The organism is Rhizobium sp. BG4 (assembly GCF_016864575.1).
In the GTDB taxonomy this organism is placed as follows: domain Bacteria; phylum Pseudomonadota; class Alphaproteobacteria; order Rhizobiales; family Rhizobiaceae; genus Rhizobium.
This window is the reverse complement of sequence record NZ_CP044125.1, coordinates 3,152,800-3,171,160: the sequence shown is the minus strand read 5'-3', so window position 1 is coordinate 3,171,160 and position 18,361 is coordinate 3,152,800. Positions and strand designations below refer to the sequence as shown.

Below are 18,361 nucleotides of genomic sequence, written 5' to 3'. Positions count from 1 at the left end.
TGTTAGCGTGAGATGAGGGAGAGCGCAAGAGCGGTTTTTGACGTTGTTGGATGCCCCGCGCCGGCAATGGCGCGGGGCTCCGATATTACCAATCCAGCTGCTTGGTCAGCGTTACCTTGAAGGTGCGGCCCTTGGCGTAATCGAGAGCGGTATTCTCGCGATAGTACTGGTCGAAGATGTTGTTGATACTCGCCTGCACCTGCCAGCCCTGCATCTCGCCAGTCTGCGGCCGCCACGAGGCGAACACATCGACCGTGGTCCAATCCGGGTTCGGAACGACCGTGTGATTGGCCGTCGAGCCAGACGACGCCGCAGTGCCACGCACGCTGTTCTGCGCCTCGAAGGCGTGGGTTACGCGGGTTCCGTACTCGATGTCCTGATCCGGCAGACGGCCGCCGAGCGTGAAGGCGATCTTGTGTGCGGGAACGGTCGGCAGCGGCTTGTTGTAATTCACGCCATCGCTGCGGTCCTGGCCCTGCGTGCCGGTATAGGCGAGCTTGGCGAAGACATAATCGGAATCGTAGGCACCCTCGACTTCGACACCGTAAATGCGCGCCTTGCCGACGTTGTAGTAGTAGGACGAAGCACCGGTCGCCGTCGTGGAAATGAGGTTCGTCAGGTCGTTATAGAAGGCGGTCGTCTTGAGGCTGATATTGTCGCCCGACTGGAAGAGATCGTCATGGCTGAAGGCAAAGCCGACTTCGTAGTTGTTCGACTTCTCCTTCTTCAGATCAAGGCTCGTTCCCTTGCTCCAGGTATAGAGTTCGTCAAGCGTCGGCAGGCGCTCGGTGTGAGCGATCGAGCCGAAAACACCCCATTCGTCCGTCAGCTTGTAGTGAGCGGCAATCTTCGGTGAGAAGGCCTGATCGTCGATATCGACGGCGTTGCTGTAAGCGCGCGTTGAATCGCCGGGCTCGCGCCAAACGAAATCGCCACGAACACCACCAATAAGGGTCAACCGTTCGTCATAGATAAACTCGTTCTGGACGAACAAGCCGATCTTGTTGTCGGTCCCTTCCGGATGCGTGTTGATCGCACCGGGCGTTGTACCGCCGGGGAACGGCGAGTCGGCGGTGCGCTCCTGATGGCTAAGCTGCGTGCCGTATGTCAGATAGTTGACCCAGTTATCGCCAGAAAACTCGGACGTATTCTGAAGATTCGCCTGCCAGGTCTGGTATCCGTAATCAGCATCAATGATATTCGAGAAGCCGCCGAGCGTACCGTTGCTCTGATCGACCTTGGTATTCGAGTAGGACAGGCTTGCCTTCAGATCGAGCCAGGGATTGTCGCTGAAGGGATCTTCGTAATTAACGACTGCCGTATCATCGATAACGTGCCGGTCCACCGTCCCGAACGCGGATTGCGTACCCGTCTGCGCATAGTCCTGATCGTTCGCGTCGCTATCCCAATGCTGATAGGAAAGCCTGACCGTCTGCTCGTCGCCCAGATGGAACGTGGTCTTGGCGAGGCCAGACCATGACTGGAAATCGGAGCCCGAGAGATCGGTGCCATTGCCGAGTTCGATCTCGCTGGAACCGCGCTTGTTGATCATGCCGAGAAACTCGGCGCTGTCGTTGAAGCGGTGGGCAAAGATCGTCGAGGCGAGATAGCCGTTGCCGTTGCTCTCATAGGAGCCCTTGAGGCGCAGGGCATTGTCGTTGCCGTCCTGCAGGAAGTCGGACGCATCCTTGGTGGTGAAATTGATGACGCCGCCGAGCGCGCCCGCGCCGTAGAGCGTCGAGGACGCCGGACCGCGCAGAACTTCGACGGACTTGTAGAGTTCCGGATCGGAGAAGAACGAGCCCATGCGATACTGCTCGTAGAACTTCTGGGCGCCATCGACATTGACGACGATGCGCGAACCATCAGCCGAGTCTTCGGTCGAACCGATACCGCGGATGTTGAAGGCTTCACCAAAGACGCGCTCGCTGCCGGCGATAGAGACGCCGGGCACATCCCTGAACACGTCGCCGATCGTTTCCGCCTGCGTGTCGTCGATATCCTTCTGGTCGAGAACCGTAACGGCCTGCGGCGTGTCGATCGCGACCTTGCGCTGACCGGCACCGACGACGATCTTCTTCAGCGGCGTAATGCGATCGGTCTTCTGCGACGCAGCCTCTTCTTCCGGGCTTTGCGAAAAGGCAGGGATCCCCGCCCCGAAAACGAACATCGCCGTGCAAGCAAGCAGCAGCGAACGCGAATTGCGGACAACCATAAAACCAACCCTCTAATGTGATGAAGTACCGGGCTGGCTGGTCGGTTCGCGAGGCGATCGAGGGGCTGGCTAGGCGTTTTTCAGATTGAGACGGACCCCAAAAATCCGCCTTCTTTTTGCCGCAATAAAAAACATGACTATTTGTGTCAATATATCGCGGCAAATTATCTTGAATAAAACGATCATGTTTTAACGATCGCTGCCGCCGTTGCGAAATTGCAACGAAATCAGCGCGTTTGCGTTGTCCCTCTCGCCGCTAACAGCAACGTGGGATGGGCATGTGAAAATCGCTTCCGCAATCGCCGCCATGAGCCTCGCCGTTTTTGTGCTCTCGGGCGCCACGCTCCCCCGCACCGGGCCGGTGCCGGAAGACAAGCCGCAAGCCGCAGAACCTGCAGCGCCGCAGACCGAGACGCCGCAAGCCCCCGCTCCCATTCCGCAGCCGAAACCCGAAGAGCCCAAGGAAGCGGAACCCAAGCCCGAATCCAAGCCTGCACCCGCAAATCCAGAAGCCGCCAAGCCGGACGAAACCGCCCCTGCCGGGACAAAGCCGTCGGACGAAAAGCCTGACGATGCCAAGCCCGAAGCGCCGAAGGCGGAGACGCTGGAGGAGCAACATCTGACGATCGAGCCCGAAAGCGATGCCGACCATGCCGATTGCATCAAGGAATTGCAGAGCCTCGGCGTCGTCTTCAAGGAAATCCCGCGCATCGACGACGGCAATGGCTGCGGCATCGACAAGCCGATCGTGCTGTCGGAAGCGCTGCCCGGCATCAAGGTGAAGCCCGAGGCGACGCTGCGCTGCCCGACGGCCCGGGCGCTCGCCCACTGGATGAAGGAAAGCGTCATCCCGGCCGCCGCCGTCGCCGCCAAGGATCAGGGCCGCATCACCACGATCAACCAGGCCTCCGCCTATATCTGCCGCCTGCGCAACAGCGCCGAGACCGGCAAGATCTCCGAACACGCCCGCGGCAACGCCATAGACGTCGCAAGCTTCAGCTTCGAAAAGGGCGACGACATCGCCGTCAAGCCGCGCCGCGAGGATTCGACGTTGACAGGCGCCTTCCAGCGCACCGTCAGCGCCTCAGGCTGCCTCTATTTCTCGACCGTGCTCGACCCCGAAAGCGACGCCGCCCACGAAACCCATTTCCATCTCGATGTGCTGGAGAGGATGGGCGGATACCGCTATTGTCACTGAAAAAGCAACTCGCTCAGAGCCTTAGCGTCACAGAGTGAATCGGAAACTGAACCACCTGATTCAGTTTCCGAAGGGCGCTCGTCTCAGAACAACCCCTCGATATACCCCTGCTCGTTCAGGAAGATCCGCTCTGCCGACGGTGACTTCGGCAGACCCGGCATGGTCATGATCTCGCCGGTGATGACGACGACGAAGCCGGCGCCGGCGGAGAGGCGCACTTCGCGCACCGGCACGATATGGCCCTCCGGCGCGCCGCGCAGGTTGGGGTCGGTCGAGAAGGAATATTGCGTCTTCGCCATGCAGACAGGCAGATTGCGGTAACCCTGCTCCTCCCAGGCGGCGAGCTGGTCGCGCACCGCCTTGTCGGCGGTCACTTCGCCGGCGTGGTAGATCTTCGAGGCGACGATTTCGATCTTCTCGAGCAGCGGCAGGTCGTCGCCATAGAGCGGCTGGAACTTCGCCTGGCCGGAATCGGCAAGCTCGACAACCTTGTGGGCGAGCTCCTCGATACCCGCTGAACCCTCCGCCCAGTGGCGGCAGAGAATGGCTTCGGCGCCAAGGCGGGCCACATATTCCTTGACGGCGGCGATCTCGGCCTCGGTATCCGAGACGAAATGGTTGATGGCAACGACGACGGGAACGCCGAACTTGCGGACATTCGAGACATGCCGGCCGAGATTGGCGCAGCCCTTCACCAATGCCGCGACATTCTCGGCGCCGAGGTCTTCCTTCTTCATCCCGCCATTCATCTTCAGCGCCCGCACGGTCGCGACGATCACCGCAGCCGCTGGCTTCAGACCCGCCTTGCGGCATTTGATGTCGAAGAATTTCTCGGCACCGAGGTCAGCACCGAAACCTGCCTCGGTCACCACGTAATCGCCGAGCTTCAGCGCCGTCTTGGTGGCGACGACGGAGTTGCAGCCATGGGCGATGTTGGCGAAGGGCCCGCCATGCACGAAGGCCGGATTGTTCTCCAGCGTCTGCACCAGGTTCGGCTGCATCGCGTCCTTCAGCAGCACCGCCATGGCGCCGTCGGCCTTCAGGTCGCGGGCATAGACAGGTGTCTTGTCGCGGCGATAGGCGACGATGATGTTGCCGAGGCGCTTTTCCAGATCCTTGAGATCGGAGGCAAGGCAGAGGATCGCCATGACTTCGGAGGCAACGGTGATGTCGAAGCCGCCCTCGCGCGGAAAGCCGTTGGCAACGCCACCGAGCGAACTGACCATGCTACGAAGCGCCCGGTCATTCATGTCCATGACGCGGCGCCAGGTGATGCGGCGTATGTCGATATCGAGCTCGTTCCCCCAATAGATATGATTGTCGATCATCGCCGCCAGCAGATTGTGCGCCGAGGTGATCGCGTGAAAATCGCCGGTGAAATGCAGGTTGATGTCTTCCATCGGCACGACCTGCGCATAGCCGCCGCCGGCCGCCCCGCCCTTGACGCCGAAACAGGGGCCGAGCGAGGCCTCGCGGATGCAGACGATCGCCTTCTTGCCGATGCGGTTCAGACCATCGCCGAGGCCGACGGTGGTCGTCGTCTTCCCCTCGCCGGCTGGCGTCGGGTTGATGGCGGTCACCAGGATCAGCTTGCCATCCGGCTTGTCGGCCTGGGCGGCGATGAAGCCGGCGCTGATCTTCGCCTTGTCGTGGCCGTAAGGCACCAGATCCTGGTCGGGAATGCCGAGCTTGGCGCCGATTTCGAAGATCGGTTTCTTCTCTGCCGCGCGGGCGATTTCGATGTCGGATTTGATGGCCACGGGGATGTTCCTCGGAATGGAGTTATTGTCCGACCATGCCGCCAAGCCCGCGTCGGAAACAAGACCCCGCATGCCGCTTTTCACGCCGTTCCACGACAATCGGCGCTGCGCCTGCCGCCGGAAACGGCCTTTCATCCTTGATGCGGCACATCGGGATAGGCTATGTCGACCTCATCTTTTCTGCGTGCGGGGGCACCTCAAAATGAAATCACTCGAACTTCTCGTCGAGCGCATCATCCTTTCCAGCCGCTGGCTGCTGGTCGTCTTCTATCTCGGCCTCGTGGCCTCGCTCGCCGTCTATGCGGTGTCCTTCTGCTACAAGTTCATCAAGGTCGCAGGCGGCGTTTTCACGCTCGGCGAAGACGAGATGATCCTCGCCATGCTCGGCCTTATCGATGCCGCGCTGGTCGCCAGCCTCATCGTCATGGTGATGATCTCCGGCTACGAGAATTTCGTCAGCCGCTTCGACGAGGCGGAGGCTGACGCAGAGAACGAGGTCTCGTTCCTCGGCAAGCTCGATTCCGGCAGCCTGAAGATCAAGGTCGCCTCCTCGATCGTCGCCATCTCCTCGATCCACCTGCTGCAGGTCTTCCTGAATGTCGATCAGTACGAAGACGGCAAGATCATGTGGCTGACGCTGATCCACATCGCCTTCGTCGTCTCCGCCGTCATGCTTGGCTTCCTCGAGAAGCTGATGAGCTCGACGAAGAAGAACGACCTGAAGGACAAGGACTAGCCGCCTGAGGCAACGGGTGCGGCCGCAACCGGCTGCGCCGCTGGCGTGACAGGCTCGGCAACCGGCGCATCCGCATGCCGGTGGCAGCGCGCGCTTGCCGGATCATCCGCCCGGCAGAGCGGGATCCCCGGGCTTTCGTTCGATGCCAGCATGTCGGTCAGCAGCCCGAGCTTCATCGCCTCGACGGAGGGCAGAAGCCTGAGCGTCTCCGGCGAGGCGCTCAGGATCCGCTCGATCAGATCCTGGCTGACACCCATTTCGGTGAGATAGGCGGACAGCACCGCCTCGGCCTGCTTGCCAAGCTTGGTGGACTTGCTCTGCCCGGCATTCTTGCGGCCGATCTCCTGGCGGGAAACTTCCTGCTTGCGGCCGTTCACCATCCGGTACTCGATGCGGTAGGACACCGTCACCTTGCTGTAGATCGTCGTGAACTGGTGGACGCCGATATAGGCCCATTGCGAGGCGACGCGCGAGGTGCCGCCCGCCAGCGCCAGCGGACAGGCGGAGACGCAATAAGCGCCGCCGGAATAGCTGCGGCCGGTCGATGGCCCCTTCCTGGCGATCGACGCCTTGCAGCGCATGTCGGTCAGCGGGCATCCCTCGAGCCGCGTGCCGCCGACAGCCGTCTCGAACCCGCCCTTGCGGATCATCCGGCCCATCGCATAGGCGGCATTCACCTCCCCGCCTTCAGAGTGAAAGACGATCGGCACCTTCTTGTCGCCGAGCGCCTTCAGAAATTTCTTCAGCCGCCCCGGCGTCGCCTGGGTGATCAGCCCTTCGGCCGATATCCATTCGGGACAGTCATCCGTGCAATCGGCGCTGCGCACCAGGATGAAGCTCATCGCCGGCTGCGCAGGCTTCTTCGCCTGCGTCTCCGGCCCTGTCTGCTTCGGCTTTGCCGCCCACGCCTCGCTGCCGGCCGAAAGCACCGGCTGGAAGGCGAAGACGAGCGAGAAAATCAACAGCTGTTTGACGACGAAAAGGATGGCGTTGCGCACGGGTCGGCCGTCTCCGGTTTGGATTTGCAAACGCTAGCAAGGCGGATTTCGTGCAGCAAGCGGCATCGCGATGAACAGCCGGAATATCCCGCCAAGGCCCGCAAGGCAGGAATAAAACTTCACTTGAAACAGGTTTCACCAGTGATTCTTACCCTCACAACACGGAGGGGAAACTTGATTGCTTCAGTAATAAGACAAGTAAACCTTCCGCATTCACTACCTTAATAATACATTATACAACCATTAAGGGTGTTGGTGTGATTAATTTTTAACACTGTAAATTAATCAGCATGGCATCTGCGAATTGTGGCTAGCATCCCGCTCAGTTTTACGTATGTGTTAGCGGTAACATTCGGGTGATCGAGGCGCATTATGTCTTACATGACTACCTCAGAACGGCAATCGCTGCTGACAGGTGAACTGGCGGCCGCCCGAACGCGCGTCTTGTTTGTCCACGCGCTGCACAGGATCGCGGGCGCCTTCGGCCTGTCGCAAACCACCTTGTTTCATACCCCTTCGGCCGAAGACCTGCTCCTCAAGTCCCTGATCATCGAAAGCTCCCTGCCCGCCTCCTTCATCCGCGAATTCGACCGCTCGCACATGCTGCGCAGTTGCCCCTTCGTGCCGAAGCTGCGCGAATCGGCCGTGCCCCAGCACTGGAACATGGCCGAAACGATGCAGGGCCTCAGCTTTCCGTCGGAGCTGCGCAGCCTCGTCCTCGCCTACAACATGCCAACCGGCATCGCTTTCCCCATCAATGCTGTGGATGGCCATCGCCTGGTCTTCTGGTTCGGCGGCGAGCGGGCGCCCTTCGCGCAGAACGAGATCAACGAGCTGTCGATGATCATGCTGCATGCGCTCGATGCCTATAACGCCGTGCGCCGCAACGAGGACAATGCCTATAACGCGCTGTCGGCCCGCGAGCTCGAAGTCGTGCGCTGGACGGCGCAGGGCAAGACCTCCGTCGAGATCGGCCAGATCCTCGCTCTTTCCGATCACACCGTGAACGCCTACATGACCAACGCGATCAAAAAACTCGATTGCGTCAATCGGACCCAGTTGGTAGCTAAAGCCATTCGCCTGAAGCTGATCAGCTGAGAAATCAGAAGAGAATCAGCGCGCAAACCTCAATGGGAGGGAACGTGCCTCTTCGATTTGAACAGCCGGCAGACGGCAAGGAAAAGCAGACCCGCGATCATATCGGCATTACCGATCTAGAGATCGTGCAGATGGTCGCGGCCTACCGAAATTTCGGCTTCTGGCGCATCGAGGTGGAAACCGGGCATTTCTTTGCCAGCGAAGACATCTTTGCGATCTTCCGCATGCCTTTCACGGCGGGCCCCGCCAATCTCGTCGAAATCCTTTCGCGCATTCACCCCGAAGACCGCGTCCTGATCGCCGAAACATTCGAGCAGGCGAGCCTGCACAAGGCAGGCTTCCATTACGCCTACCGCGTCGAAAACGGTCTCGGCGGCTATAAGATGGTGCGCTCGGTCGGCAAGTTCCGCGACGAGGAGATCGTCGGCATCACCTACGAGTTCGTCGAGCAACTGCGCGTCGTCGGCTTCGAGGACAACGGCGCCTGAGGCGCCGTCAGCGCCCCAGCACCGCGCGCATCTCGACCAGGTTCGAGCGCACCCTCAACATATAGAAGCCCATCGTCGCCAGATGACTCGGCATGATCCAGCCATCTTCGCGGCCGTTCGAAATGATCGCCGGCTGGATGCGCAGCGCCGCCTGGAATTGCTTGGTCGTCCCGCCGAACAGGGCGCCGAGGTTGCGCTCGGCCACCACCTGCGAGAAGTCCGCCCGCGCCGCCGTGAGGATCGCGTAATAGCCGTAGAGCTGGCCATAGGCGAACCAGAAGCGGTCGTCGGCGCGCGTGTCGAACCAGCCGAAATTGTGGTTCTCGGAGCGCTCGGCCAGGATATCCGACGTGCCGCCGAGGTCGTTGGCGATGCGGTCGACGAACTGCAGCAGGTTGTCGGCGCGGCCGTCGAAGACGGCGTTGCAGCCTGCCAGATCGGTGTTGAACTTGCGCAGCTTCTCGATCGCGGTGCGGTAGTAGCTCGGCGTCGGCGTCTTCGGGCCGAACGGGTCGAGGCCGAAATACCAGCTGTACTCGTCATATTGCAGATAGCCGCGGGCATCCTGAAGATCGCTGTTGATCCCCGATGTGCCACGCACGCGCCCCAGCGTATCGACGAGCTCGGCAGAGGTGCGGCGCACCGCCTGATTGACGCCGCGCTGGAACGAAGCCTTGTTATCGAGGAAGGGCGTGTGATCCCAGTCCATGCCGAAAAGCCCCATGCGATAGAGCAGCATGGAGGAGATCCAGGCATTCTGGTTGACGTTGGAATCGATCAGATCGGCGGTCACATCGACGATCGCCGAACGCTGGCAGGTCTTCGGCGCCGCAGCCGTCGTCGTTGCGGCAGCGGATGCATCGGGCGGGATTTCCTGACCGGCGGCAACCTTGCGCTCCGAGAAACGGTACTGGTCGACGAAATTCGGATTGAAGCCGCTCCAGACCTGCGTCTGCCAGACGAAATAGCCGTAGAGCACGGCAAACAGCGCGATAACGGCGATCACCGGCAGGCGGACGAACCAGGTGCGCCGCTGGTACCAGCCATGCGCCGCCATGAACGGCCAGAGGATGCCGGCGGCAAGAACGCTGAAGCCGCGGCCGATGGCGCTTCCGATGGACCTGAAGAAACCGGTAATCCGGTCGAGCATTGCCGTCTCCCCTTGCGCAGATTTTCCCCATCCACATAAGTGCTTGCCGGAACGAGCACAACAAGAGCAAGAGAAATTTGCTTTGCCCGCCCCAATGCCCGGTGGCGAGGGCAGCACCCAAACGGCCAAGTTTTCGACTGGCCCGCTCCCGTGATATAATCCGCCTCCCTACTGGCGTCGTCCGCCGTGGTCTTTCGTGCAGAGGCTTGCCTGATGAGCGAAGTGGACGTGCTTTTTGCCAATCTTGGACATGCGGCGGACCCGCAGACGGCGGAGTGCATCGAAAAAACCGTCCGCGACGGCTCCGACCGCGATCTCAACCGCATCAATGCGCTGGCCTTTGCCGACGCCCATGGTCTCGATCCGGAAAAGACCATCGCCGCCTTCCTGCATGCCGCCCGCATCGGCGCCTTCGAGATGACCTGGAACGTGCTCTGTCCGGGATGCGGCGGCGTTCTCGATACCGGCGCGACGCTGAAGGCGGTCGATCGCGACAGCTATCATTGCGCGCTGTGTGCCGCCGGCTACGAGCCGACGCTCGACGAGATGGTCGAGGTCACCTTCACCGTCAATCCGCGGGTGCGCCGCATCGCCGCCCATGACCCGGACCGGCTGCCGCCGCTTGAATATTACCGTCAGGTCTTCTTCAGTTCCGGCGTCGATCTGCCCGACGATCTCGAAGAGCGCTTCGGCCGCATCCTGCTTGAGATCATCGAGCTCGATCCCGGCGAAAAGGCCTTCGTCTCGGTGCAGCTGCCGCAGCAATTCGTCATCATCTTCGACGCGGTGACGCATTCGGCGCAGTTCATCGATGTCCAGGGAGAGCCGACCAGCGAACGGCAGAACCTGTCGATGGTCATCAGCCAGGCGCACGCTACCAACGAGACGCTGACGCTGCGGCCCGGCCTGCTGCGGCTGACGCTCGAAAACCATAGCGACCGCCGCGTCCTGCCGAATGTCTGCATCGCCAATGACGATCTGCACGACATATTGGGCCACCGCCGCCCGTTCCTGACTGCCAAGCGCCTGCTCACCAACCAGAGTTTTCGCGATATCTACCGGACCGATACGCTGGATGTCGATCAGCGCTTGCAGATCACCAGCCTGACCTTCCTCTTCACCGATCTGCGCGGCTCGACGGCGCTCTACGAACGCGTCGGCGATCTCGCCGCCTTCGATCTGGTGCGGGCGCATTTCAGGGTGCTGCAGGAGATCGTCGCTATGGAAGCCGGCGCCGTCGTCAAGACCATCGGCGACGCCGTCATGGCCACCTTCCCGAGCCCCGACCGCGCGGTTGCGGCAGCGCTCAGGATGCGCGAGGCGATGCTGCGCCTGAATGCCGAGCGCGGCAGCGAGGACCTGCTGTTGAAGATCGGCATCCACGAAGGCCCCTGCCTCGCCATCAGCCTCAACGACCGCCAGGATTATTTCGGCCAGACCGTCAATATCGCCTCCCGCGTCCAGGGTCTCGCCGACCCGCACGTCATCCTGACGACCGAGGCGATCGTCGGCAACGAAGAAGTCTCCGAAATCCTGCGCCAGCGCGGCATCACCTCGGTATCGCGCATGGAAGAAATCCACGGCATCGGCCGCGAGGTGCGCATCTTCGCACTGCCTTGAGACCGGCCCACGCAACGAGCCGCAACAAGTTGAGGCCGCTACAGGTCTTTTTCCTGCATCAAGTATCGATGGAACCACGCTCCCCGCCAGACCCAGCGCATGTCGTCCAAAGTATCGAAAGGCACTCTCGACCCAGATGAAAATTTATTGCGTCTGGGATCCCACGTCGGCCAATTGTGCTTCATGAAAAGAGCGAAAGCGGCCTGAGTGAGAAAGTACCCGATGACGAACATGCAGAATTCGAACTCGTAGGAAAGCGCCGCAGCCACCGCGATCAGTGCTATCCTGTAGATCGTCAACGCTGACACCATAAATCCCACATCGCTTGGCCGCCGCGAGATGGTTTTCACCGGCTCATAAATCGCCGACATCTGCACAGATAGCGCAACATGATCGTGCGCTGACTAATCCGCTACCCGCCAATTGTCGCAGCCGACCCGCTCAGTGCCGAAGCGTCGAGACCTTACTCGATGATCGGAATATGCGGCGCGACGTTGCGCGGCAGGACGCCGGTGACGCGTGGGTCGTCGGCGACCTCGACCATGAAGGCGTAGGGCGTGAAGCCGGAGCGGCGGTAGAAGGTCAGCGCGTTCGGGTGGTCGAAATGGCAGGTATGGAGCCACAGCCGTTCGATCGGATGCGCCCAGGCGATCGACAGGACCTGGTTCATCAGATGCCGGCCGGCGCCTGTGCCGATCATGTCGTTGGTCACGCCGAAGAAGACGAGCTCACACTCACCCGCCTGCCGGAAATCGAGCTCCAGCATGCCGGAGGGCTTGCCGCCGGAGAAGAGAACGTGGACCTCGACCTTGGGATCGCCGAGGGTTGCGGTGAGCTCCTCGTCGCTCATGACCAGCCGCGACACCCACATCCACTCCTCGCCGATTGCCCGGAAGAGCTGGCGATAGGTGGCAATATCAGGCACGCTCATCCGCTCGAGCGACAGGTCCGGCCGTTCGCCTGAAGGCGCGCCAGCCGGCCTTTCCCGCATCTCCAGGCAGGTGACGGCATTGGCGAGCTTGCCCTTCGGCACCAGCGAGTAACCCATCGGCAGAACCGGATTTGAAGCACTCACCGTCTCGTTCGTTTCCATCGTCACCCTACTTGGCAGCCCGCAGAATTCCCTATCGAGGCAATAGCGGCTTGGCCGATTTTTGCAACGCCCCATGGTATTGAGGGAGACGCTCGCTCTGTTTCAGGCTATGAAATGGGACCATCATTTCCGAGAAAACCGAGGTCCCCAACATGGCTTTGAACGTGCTTTTCATCGGCGGTACCGGCCAGATTTCCTACCCCTGCGTCGAGCGCGCGGTCGCGCAGGGCCACAAGGTCAGCGTCTTCAACCGCGGCCTCCGGGGCGACCCGCTGCCATCCGGCGTGGCCTCGATAACAGGAGAACTCGGCTCGGCCGCCTATGCCGATCTCGCCAAGGCTAAATACGACGTCGTCTGCCAGTTCATCGCCTTCACGCCGGATCAGATCGCCAGGGATATCGAGATCTTCTCCGGCAATTGCGGCCAGTACATCTTCATCTCCTCAGCGTCGGTCTACGAGAAGCCGGCGCGCCATTACGTAATCACCGAGGAAACCCCGGCGATCAATCCCTACTGGCCCTATAGCCAGGCGAAGATCGCCTGCGAGGAGCTGCTGAAGAAGTCCACCAATCTCGCCTGGACGATCGTCCGCCCCAGCCACACGGTTCGTACCGGCCTGCCGATCATGATGGGCGACAGCGATGTCATGGCGCGGCGCATGCTGGACGGCGAGCCGACCATCGTCGCCGGTGACGGCCACACGCCCTGGACGCTGACCCGCTCGGTGGATTTCGCCGTGCCCTTCGTCGGCCTGTTCGGCAAGCAGGCGGCGCTCAACGACATCTTCCATATCACCTCCGACCGCGCCCATATCTGGGACGATATCCAGAAGGCGATCGCCCGTCTGCTCGGCGTCGAGGCCAAGATCGTCCATGTGCCGACCGACACGCTGGTCAAGTACAATCCCGACTGGATCGGCCCGCTGACCGGCGACAAGGCCTGGACGGCAATCTTCGACAATTCCAAGATCAAGCGCGTCGCGGGCGATTTCACCTGCGCCGAAAGCCTGGATGAGATCCTGGCCGAACCGATCATGCATCTGAAGCAGCGTCTGGCGAAAAACCGGCCGCCGAAGGGCGAGCTCGATGCGCTAATCGACCGGATCTGCGCCGCGCAGAGCGCGCTCGGTTGACCGCAGCTAGACGCCTGTGCCGCTGACGGCGAGCAGCATGGAGATCGTCACGACAGAAAGCACCGTGGAGGCGAGAACCACCCTGCCCGTCAGGCTCGCCTCGCGGTTATAGAATTCCGCCAGCATGAACGGACCGGTGCCCGTCGGCAACGCGGCGAGCAGCACGGCCGTATGCGTGGCAATCGCTGGAAGCTGCAGCACCGGCCCGGCGATCACCCAGGTCACGACAGGCTGGGCGACAAGCTTCAGCCCGACGAGGATGCCCGCCGTCGACAGCCGGCCGCTCGCCTTGCCCGCCTGCGTTCCCGCCAGGAACAGCCCGAGCGCAATCAGCGCGCAGGGAGACGCGGCGCCCCCGAGCAGCTTCAGGAAGGCATGAACCGGCGCCGGCAGCGGCAGGCCCGAAATCATCACGAGCGCGCCGAGCACCGGCGCCACCAATAGCGGGTTCTTCGACAGCGACAGGAAGGTCTTGAGGGCGATGTCGCGGCGGCGGGTTTCCGATTGCAGCCCGCCTTCGATCAGCACGATCGCCAGCGCAAAGAGCACGCAGACCGTCAGGATGGTGGCGATCAGCGTCGGCCCCATGCCGGTATCGCCCATCAGCGACAGAATGAGCGGAAAGCCAACGAAGCCTGTATTGGCGTAGCTGGCGTTGAGAGCATCGATTGCCGCATCGGCAAGGTGCCGCCCCTTCGCCATCCGCCACCACAGCGTCCCGCCGAAGATCACGGCGCAGCCGAGCGTGAATGCGGCGATGAAGCCCGGCTGCCAGATCTCCGCAGGCTTCGCATTCGCCATGATGTCGAAGAGCAACGCCGGAAGCGCCAGATAGACGACGAGACGGTTGACTTCGCGGGTGGCGTTCGGCCCGAGAGCCCCCGCCTTGCGGGCCACCCAGCCGGCAAAAATCAGGGCGAAAATCGGCAATACGATGAGCAGGTTCGTCAGCATCTCAGCACTCGATAGATCCGAGATTGTCGATACGCCCGCCGATCGATATATTCCAATGCCGATTAGATCGCTCATCAATACCTTGGAGGTATCGAATGGATACGCGCCACATGCGCTATTTCGTGGCGCTGGCCGAGACCCTGCATTTCGGCCAGGCGGCGGCGCGGATGAACATGAGCCAGCCGCCATTCAGCCGCCAGATCTCGGCGATCGAGACGGCACTCGGCGCCAAACTGTTCGATCGCAATTCCCGCAATGTGACGCTGACCTCGGCCGGAAAGCACTTCCTGAAGGACTGCCGCACCGTGCTCGCGAGCTTCGATGCCGCCTGCCGTGACGTGCAGCTGGTGGCGAGCGGTATCAAGGGCGAGCTGAAGCTCGGCTTCATGATGCATGCCGCCCACAGCATCGTTCCGGCGCTGGTGCGGCTCCATTCCGAGGTGCGGCCCGATGTCCGGCTGATCCTCGAAGAGCGCATCCCGACCGACATCGACGAGATGCTGGTCGAAAGCAGGCTCGATGCCGCCGTGACCTTTGGCACGCCCTACGCGCCGCATCTGCGCACGCAGCTTCTCGCCCGCGACAGGCTGCGGCTCATCGCCCGCGCCGACCATCCGCTGGCGGAGGCTGATGTCATCGGGCCGGAAAGGCTGGAGGGCGAGCGGCTGATCGCAGCCCCCGCCTCGGTCGCACCAACGCTGCGCTCGGCAATCGGCATCTTCTGCGCCACCGGCGGCACCGTCCCGCATTTCGCCTTCGAACCGCGGCTGCAGCACACGATCATCCGCCTCGTCGGCGAAGGTCTGGGTGTCGGGCTGATCCCGCAATCCCTCTGCAGCGATCTCGGCGACGCGATCGTCTCGCGGCCGCTGCAAGACCCGCCGGAATTCGATGTGGTGCTCTGCGCCCCGATCGCCACGAAGAATCCAGCCGTGTCAGAGCTCTTCGAGATCGCGGGGTCGCATTTCCGCGTTTAGGAACGCCCGAACCGCAATCTCAGCCGCGGCAGCTTCTTCGTCAGGTCGATCAGCGGCGTATCGTGCTCGATGCTGACGGCGGGTGCGAAGGCGGAGAACTTCTTCTCGAAGGCGAGATCGGCGGCATTCTTGCGCTGCTCGATATCCTGCGGCACCAGCATGCCCCGCTCGAAGAGCGAGATCGGTGCTGCGATATGCGGAAAGATCGTCTGGCTGATCTTGGCCTTGGCGCCCGGCCGGTCGGTATCGACCTGCGCCCTATAGAGCACCAGCCGCTCCTCGGTATCGACCATCAGCTTGCGCGTCAGCACGTTGCAGAGCGCGATCTGGCCGTTCAGCGCATCGACGAAGATCTGGAACATGGTGATGAAGCGTTCGCGGCGATGGCTCTCGTCGCGCATCACCTGCTCCTCGCTGGAAATCCGCTCCGCCTCGGCCTTCAGTGCCCGGCGCTCCTCTTCCAGCCGCTCCCAATCCGCCTTGCCGCCATAGACGCCGATGCGCCCCTGCGTCGTCAGCGCCTTGGCATTCAGCTCCTTCATCCGCATCCGGGCGATATCGATCGCATCCACCAGGCGGCGCCGGTGTTCGATGATGTCGACCACGCCGCTCTCGGCCGCCTTGTGGCATTCGGCGGCGAAGCCCCGATGGGCCGAAACCAGACCGGAAAGCGCATCGCTCTTGGCGAAGAGATCGAGCAGCCGCTCGACGACGGGCGCCTCGCTGACCCGCTGGCTGTGCTGGCGCCACATGCGCTGACGCGAAAACCAGCCGGTCAGCCGCTCGCGCTGCGTCAGCCCGCGAAAACTGTCGAGATCCTCGGAAACCTCATCGGAAAGGCGGTCGAGCTCGGCCGCGAGCTCACCGAGCAGACCGTCGAGCGCCTGCCGCTTCGCACCGGCGCTCTGGAAGCGCTGGTTTTCCGTCAGAAACTCCTCATCGCCCGATTGCGCCTCGTTGCGGGCGAAATCGGCGATGAAGGCGGCGCAGCCGGCGGCCTCGTCGCGCAGCTCGCCGGCCAGCGCCGCGGCACTCTCCAATAGGCTGTCGAATGGTGGAGCCTTGCGCACCAGTTTCTCCCGGGAATCGTTGGCCTCAAGCTAGCCGGTCGGAAGCCCGATGAAAATCCGCCCTTTTAGATGGCCTCGGCGACGAAGCGCCCGTTCATCTCGTCGTCCCAGTGCCTGCGGCAGAGCGAGACATATTTCTCGTTGCCGCCGACATCGATCTGTGCGCCCTCGTGCAGCACCTTGCCCTCGGCGTCGAGCCGCACCACCATCGTCGCCTTGCGGCCGCAATGGCAGATGGTGCGCACTTCGCGCATCTCGTCGGAGATCGCCAGCAGCTCTTCCGATGCCGGAAACAGCTTGCCCTGAAAATCGGTCCTCAGGCCATAGACCATGACGGGAATGCCAAGACGATCGACGATGCGGGCCAGCTGCCAGACGTGATCGCGCGTCATGAAATGCGCCTCGTCGACGAAGATGCAGGCGATCGGCTCGCCCTCTCCGGAGAGACCCTTGACGAGACGCAGGAGGTCCGTCTCCGCCTCGAACGGGATGGCCTCGGCTTCCAGCCCGATACGCGAGCCGATGATGCCCTTGCCGGTACGCTCGTCGAAGGCGGCGATCAGCAGAACCGTCCGCATGCCGCGCTCCTGGTAATTGTAGGAGGCCTGCAGCAGCATCGTCGTCTTGCCGGCGTTCATCGTCGAGTAATTGAAGTAGAGTTTGGCCATGGTTTTCTCCGTCCTCCGCTTTTGAAAGCTCGAATCGCGAAAGAAAAGACCGCAGCGCTGATAATCACAGGAAATCGCGCGGCTGAAACGGCCGGAATCCTTGATTTCCCGGCCCTCACGGAAAATTGCGCGACGTCGCAATCGAGTATGCCAAACCGCCGCAAATGCACTGAGGTTGCTTGTAAATGTCAGCTATTGATGGTTGGCTTGGGGACGTAAGACTGGGAGTCTATATAAATGAGAACGACAAGCGCATCCAAACTGATTACAGCCACCGCCGTCGCCGCTCTTTCCGTAGCGACAGCCGCATTTGCCGCAGACCCTGACAGCTGCTCCACCGTCCGTTTTTCGGACGTAGGCTGGACGGATATTACCGCAACCACCGCAACCGCCTCCGTCGTATTGAAGGGCCTCGGCTATGAGCCGAAGACCACCGTCCTTTCGGTACCGGTCACCTACCAGTCGCTGAAGAACAAGGACATCGACGTGTTCCTTGGCAACTGGATGCCGACCCAGGAAAAGGACGTCCGTCCCTTCCTCGACGACAAGTCGGTCGAATCCTACGGTCCGAACCTGGTCGGCGCCAAGTACACGCTGGCGACCAATGCCAAGGGTGCCGAACTCGGCATCAAGGATTTCAAGGACATCGCAGCCCACAAGGATGACCTGGACGGCAAGATCTACGGCATCGAACCGGGCAATGACGGCAACCGCCTCGTCATCGACATGATCGACAAGGACACCTTCGGCATGAAGGGCATGGAAGTCGTCGAGTCTTCCGAACAGGGCATGCTGGCGCAGGTCGCCCGCGCCGAGAAGGCCGGCAAGCCGGTCGTCTTCCTCGGCTGGGAACCGCACCCGATGAACACCAACTTCAAGCTGACCTACCTGACCGGCGGCGACGACGTCTTCGGTCCGGATTTCGGCGGCGCCAAGGTGTTCACCAACGTCCGTGCAGGCTATTTCGGCGAATGCCCGAACACCGGCACCCTGATCAAGAACATGGTCTTCTCGCTCGAGATGGAAAACCAGATCATGGGCAAGATCATGAACGACGGCGAAGAACCGGAAAAGGCAGCAACGGAATGGCTGAAGGCCAACCCGTCGGCGCTCGATCCGTGGCTCGCAGGCGTCAAGACGCGTGATGGCAGCGCCGATGGCCTGCCCGCCGTCAAGAAGAGCCTCGGCCTCTGATTGGCAGAT

16 protein-coding genes and 1 pseudogene are annotated in these 18,361 nt (G+C 61.8%); 8 read left to right on the top strand and 9 right to left on the bottom strand.

Features of this window, described 5'->3' with window-relative positions:
- Nucleotides 1-85: 85 nt before the first annotated feature.
- Nucleotides 86-2,215 (bottom strand): TonB-dependent hemoglobin/transferrin/lactoferrin family receptor, encoded by a 2,130-nt coding sequence (locus tag F2982_RS15875; protein WP_203428410.1) that lies wholly within the window; start codon nt 2,213-2,215, stop codon nt 86-88.
- Between the two features lie 307 nt (nt 2,216-2,522).
- Here F2982_RS15875 and F2982_RS15870 point away from each other — a divergent pair, with 307 nt between their 5' ends.
- Entirely contained in the window at nt 2,523-3,413 is an 891-nt protein-coding gene (locus F2982_RS15870; RefSeq protein WP_203430093.1) for an extensin family protein, read from the top strand.
- Between the two features lie 83 nt (nt 3,414-3,496).
- On the opposite strand, the gene F2982_RS15865 is transcribed toward F2982_RS15870, so the two are convergent.
- A complete protein-coding gene (locus F2982_RS15865; RefSeq protein WP_203430092.1) occupies nt 3,497-5,179 on the bottom strand; it encodes a formate--tetrahydrofolate ligase in 1,683 nt (560 codons plus the stop codon).
- Between the two features lie 196 nt (nt 5,180-5,375).
- Between F2982_RS15865 and F2982_RS15860 the strand changes: the two genes are divergently transcribed.
- Nucleotides 5,376-5,909, top strand: coding sequence for a TIGR00645 family protein (locus F2982_RS15860; protein WP_112719393.1), 534 nt, complete (start codon nt 5,376-5,378; stop codon nt 5,907-5,909).
- A gap of 65 nt (nt 5,910-5,974) precedes the next feature.
- On the opposite strand, the pseudogene F2982_RS15855 reads toward F2982_RS15860, so the two are convergent.
- Nucleotides 5,975-6,751 (bottom strand): annotated as a pseudogene (locus F2982_RS15855) (hypothetical protein); the annotation flags it as partial.
- Nucleotides 6,752-7,279: 528 nt separating this feature from the next.
- Between F2982_RS15855 and F2982_RS15850 the strand changes: the two are divergent.
- Both F2982_RS15850 and F2982_RS15845 read left to right on the top strand, forming a co-directional pair.
- The gene (locus F2982_RS15850; RefSeq protein WP_130277789.1) at nt 7,280-8,005 is read left to right on the top strand and encodes a LuxR family transcriptional regulator; all 726 of its coding nucleotides are present in this window, start codon (nt 7,280-7,282) and stop codon (nt 8,003-8,005) included.
- Nucleotides 8,006-8,049: 44 nt separating this feature from the next.
- Nucleotides 8,050-8,493 carry a diguanylate cyclase gene (locus tag F2982_RS15845; RefSeq protein WP_112719518.1) on the top strand — a complete coding sequence of 148 codons (444 nt, stop codon included), beginning with the start codon at nt 8,050-8,052 and terminating at the stop codon, nt 8,491-8,493.
- A 7-nt stretch (nt 8,494-8,500) separates the two neighbouring features.
- Here F2982_RS15845 and F2982_RS15840 read toward each other — a convergent pair whose 3' ends face one another.
- Nucleotides 8,501-9,643, bottom strand: a complete 1,143-nt coding sequence (locus tag F2982_RS15840) for a DUF2333 family protein (protein ID WP_203428408.1) — start codon at nt 9,641-9,643, stop codon at nt 8,501-8,503.
- A gap of 213 nt (nt 9,644-9,856) precedes the next feature.
- Between F2982_RS15840 and F2982_RS15835 the strand changes: the two genes are divergently transcribed.
- On the top strand, nt 9,857-11,263 hold the full coding sequence (locus F2982_RS15835) for an adenylate/guanylate cyclase domain-containing protein (RefSeq protein ID WP_203428407.1): 1,407 nt from the start codon (nt 9,857-9,859) through the stop codon (nt 11,261-11,263).
- A gap of 38 nt (nt 11,264-11,301) precedes the next feature.
- Here F2982_RS15835 and F2982_RS15830 read toward each other — a convergent pair whose 3' ends face one another.
- The gene (locus F2982_RS15830) at nt 11,302-11,634 is read right to left on the bottom strand and encodes a hypothetical protein (protein WP_203428406.1); all 333 of its coding nucleotides are present in this window, start codon (nt 11,632-11,634) and stop codon (nt 11,302-11,304) included.
- A 92-nt stretch (nt 11,635-11,726) separates the two neighbouring features.
- Nucleotides 11,727-12,356 carry a GNAT family N-acetyltransferase gene (locus F2982_RS15825; protein WP_246777462.1) on the bottom strand — a complete coding sequence of 210 codons (630 nt, stop codon included), beginning with the start codon at nt 12,354-12,356 and terminating at the stop codon, nt 11,727-11,729.
- Nucleotides 12,357-12,508: 152 nt separating this feature from the next.
- Here F2982_RS15825 and F2982_RS15820 point away from each other — a divergent pair, with 152 nt between their 5' ends.
- Entirely contained in the window at nt 12,509-13,489 is a 981-nt protein-coding gene (locus tag F2982_RS15820; protein ID WP_203428405.1) for an SDR family oxidoreductase, read from the top strand.
- Nucleotides 13,490-13,495: 6 nt separating this feature from the next.
- Here F2982_RS15820 and F2982_RS15815 read toward each other — a convergent pair whose 3' ends face one another.
- Complete coding sequence (locus F2982_RS15815) at nt 13,496-14,443, bottom strand: AEC family transporter (RefSeq protein WP_203428404.1); 948 nt, start codon at nt 14,441-14,443, stop codon at nt 13,496-13,498.
- Between the two features lie 95 nt (nt 14,444-14,538).
- Here F2982_RS15815 and F2982_RS15810 point away from each other — a divergent pair, with 95 nt between their 5' ends.
- Entirely contained in the window at nt 14,539-15,420 is an 882-nt protein-coding gene (locus tag F2982_RS15810; RefSeq protein WP_203428403.1) for a LysR substrate-binding domain-containing protein, read from the top strand.
- Here F2982_RS15810 and F2982_RS15805 read toward each other — a convergent pair.
- Entirely contained in the window at nt 15,417-16,490 is a 1,074-nt protein-coding gene (locus F2982_RS15805) for a hypothetical protein (protein ID WP_203428402.1), read from the bottom strand. The genes F2982_RS15810 and F2982_RS15805 overlap by 4 nt on opposite strands.
- A gap of 65 nt (nt 16,491-16,555) precedes the next feature.
- A complete protein-coding gene (locus tag F2982_RS15800; protein WP_130277781.1) occupies nt 16,556-17,158 on the bottom strand; it encodes a thymidine kinase in 603 nt (200 codons plus the stop codon).
- Nucleotides 17,159-17,395: 237 nt separating this feature from the next.
- Between F2982_RS15800 and F2982_RS15795 the strand changes: the two genes are divergently transcribed.
- A complete protein-coding gene (locus F2982_RS15795; RefSeq protein WP_112719402.1) occupies nt 17,396-18,352 on the top strand; it encodes a choline ABC transporter substrate-binding protein in 957 nt (318 codons plus the stop codon).
- The last annotated feature ends 9 nt before the right edge of the window (nt 18,353-18,361 follow it).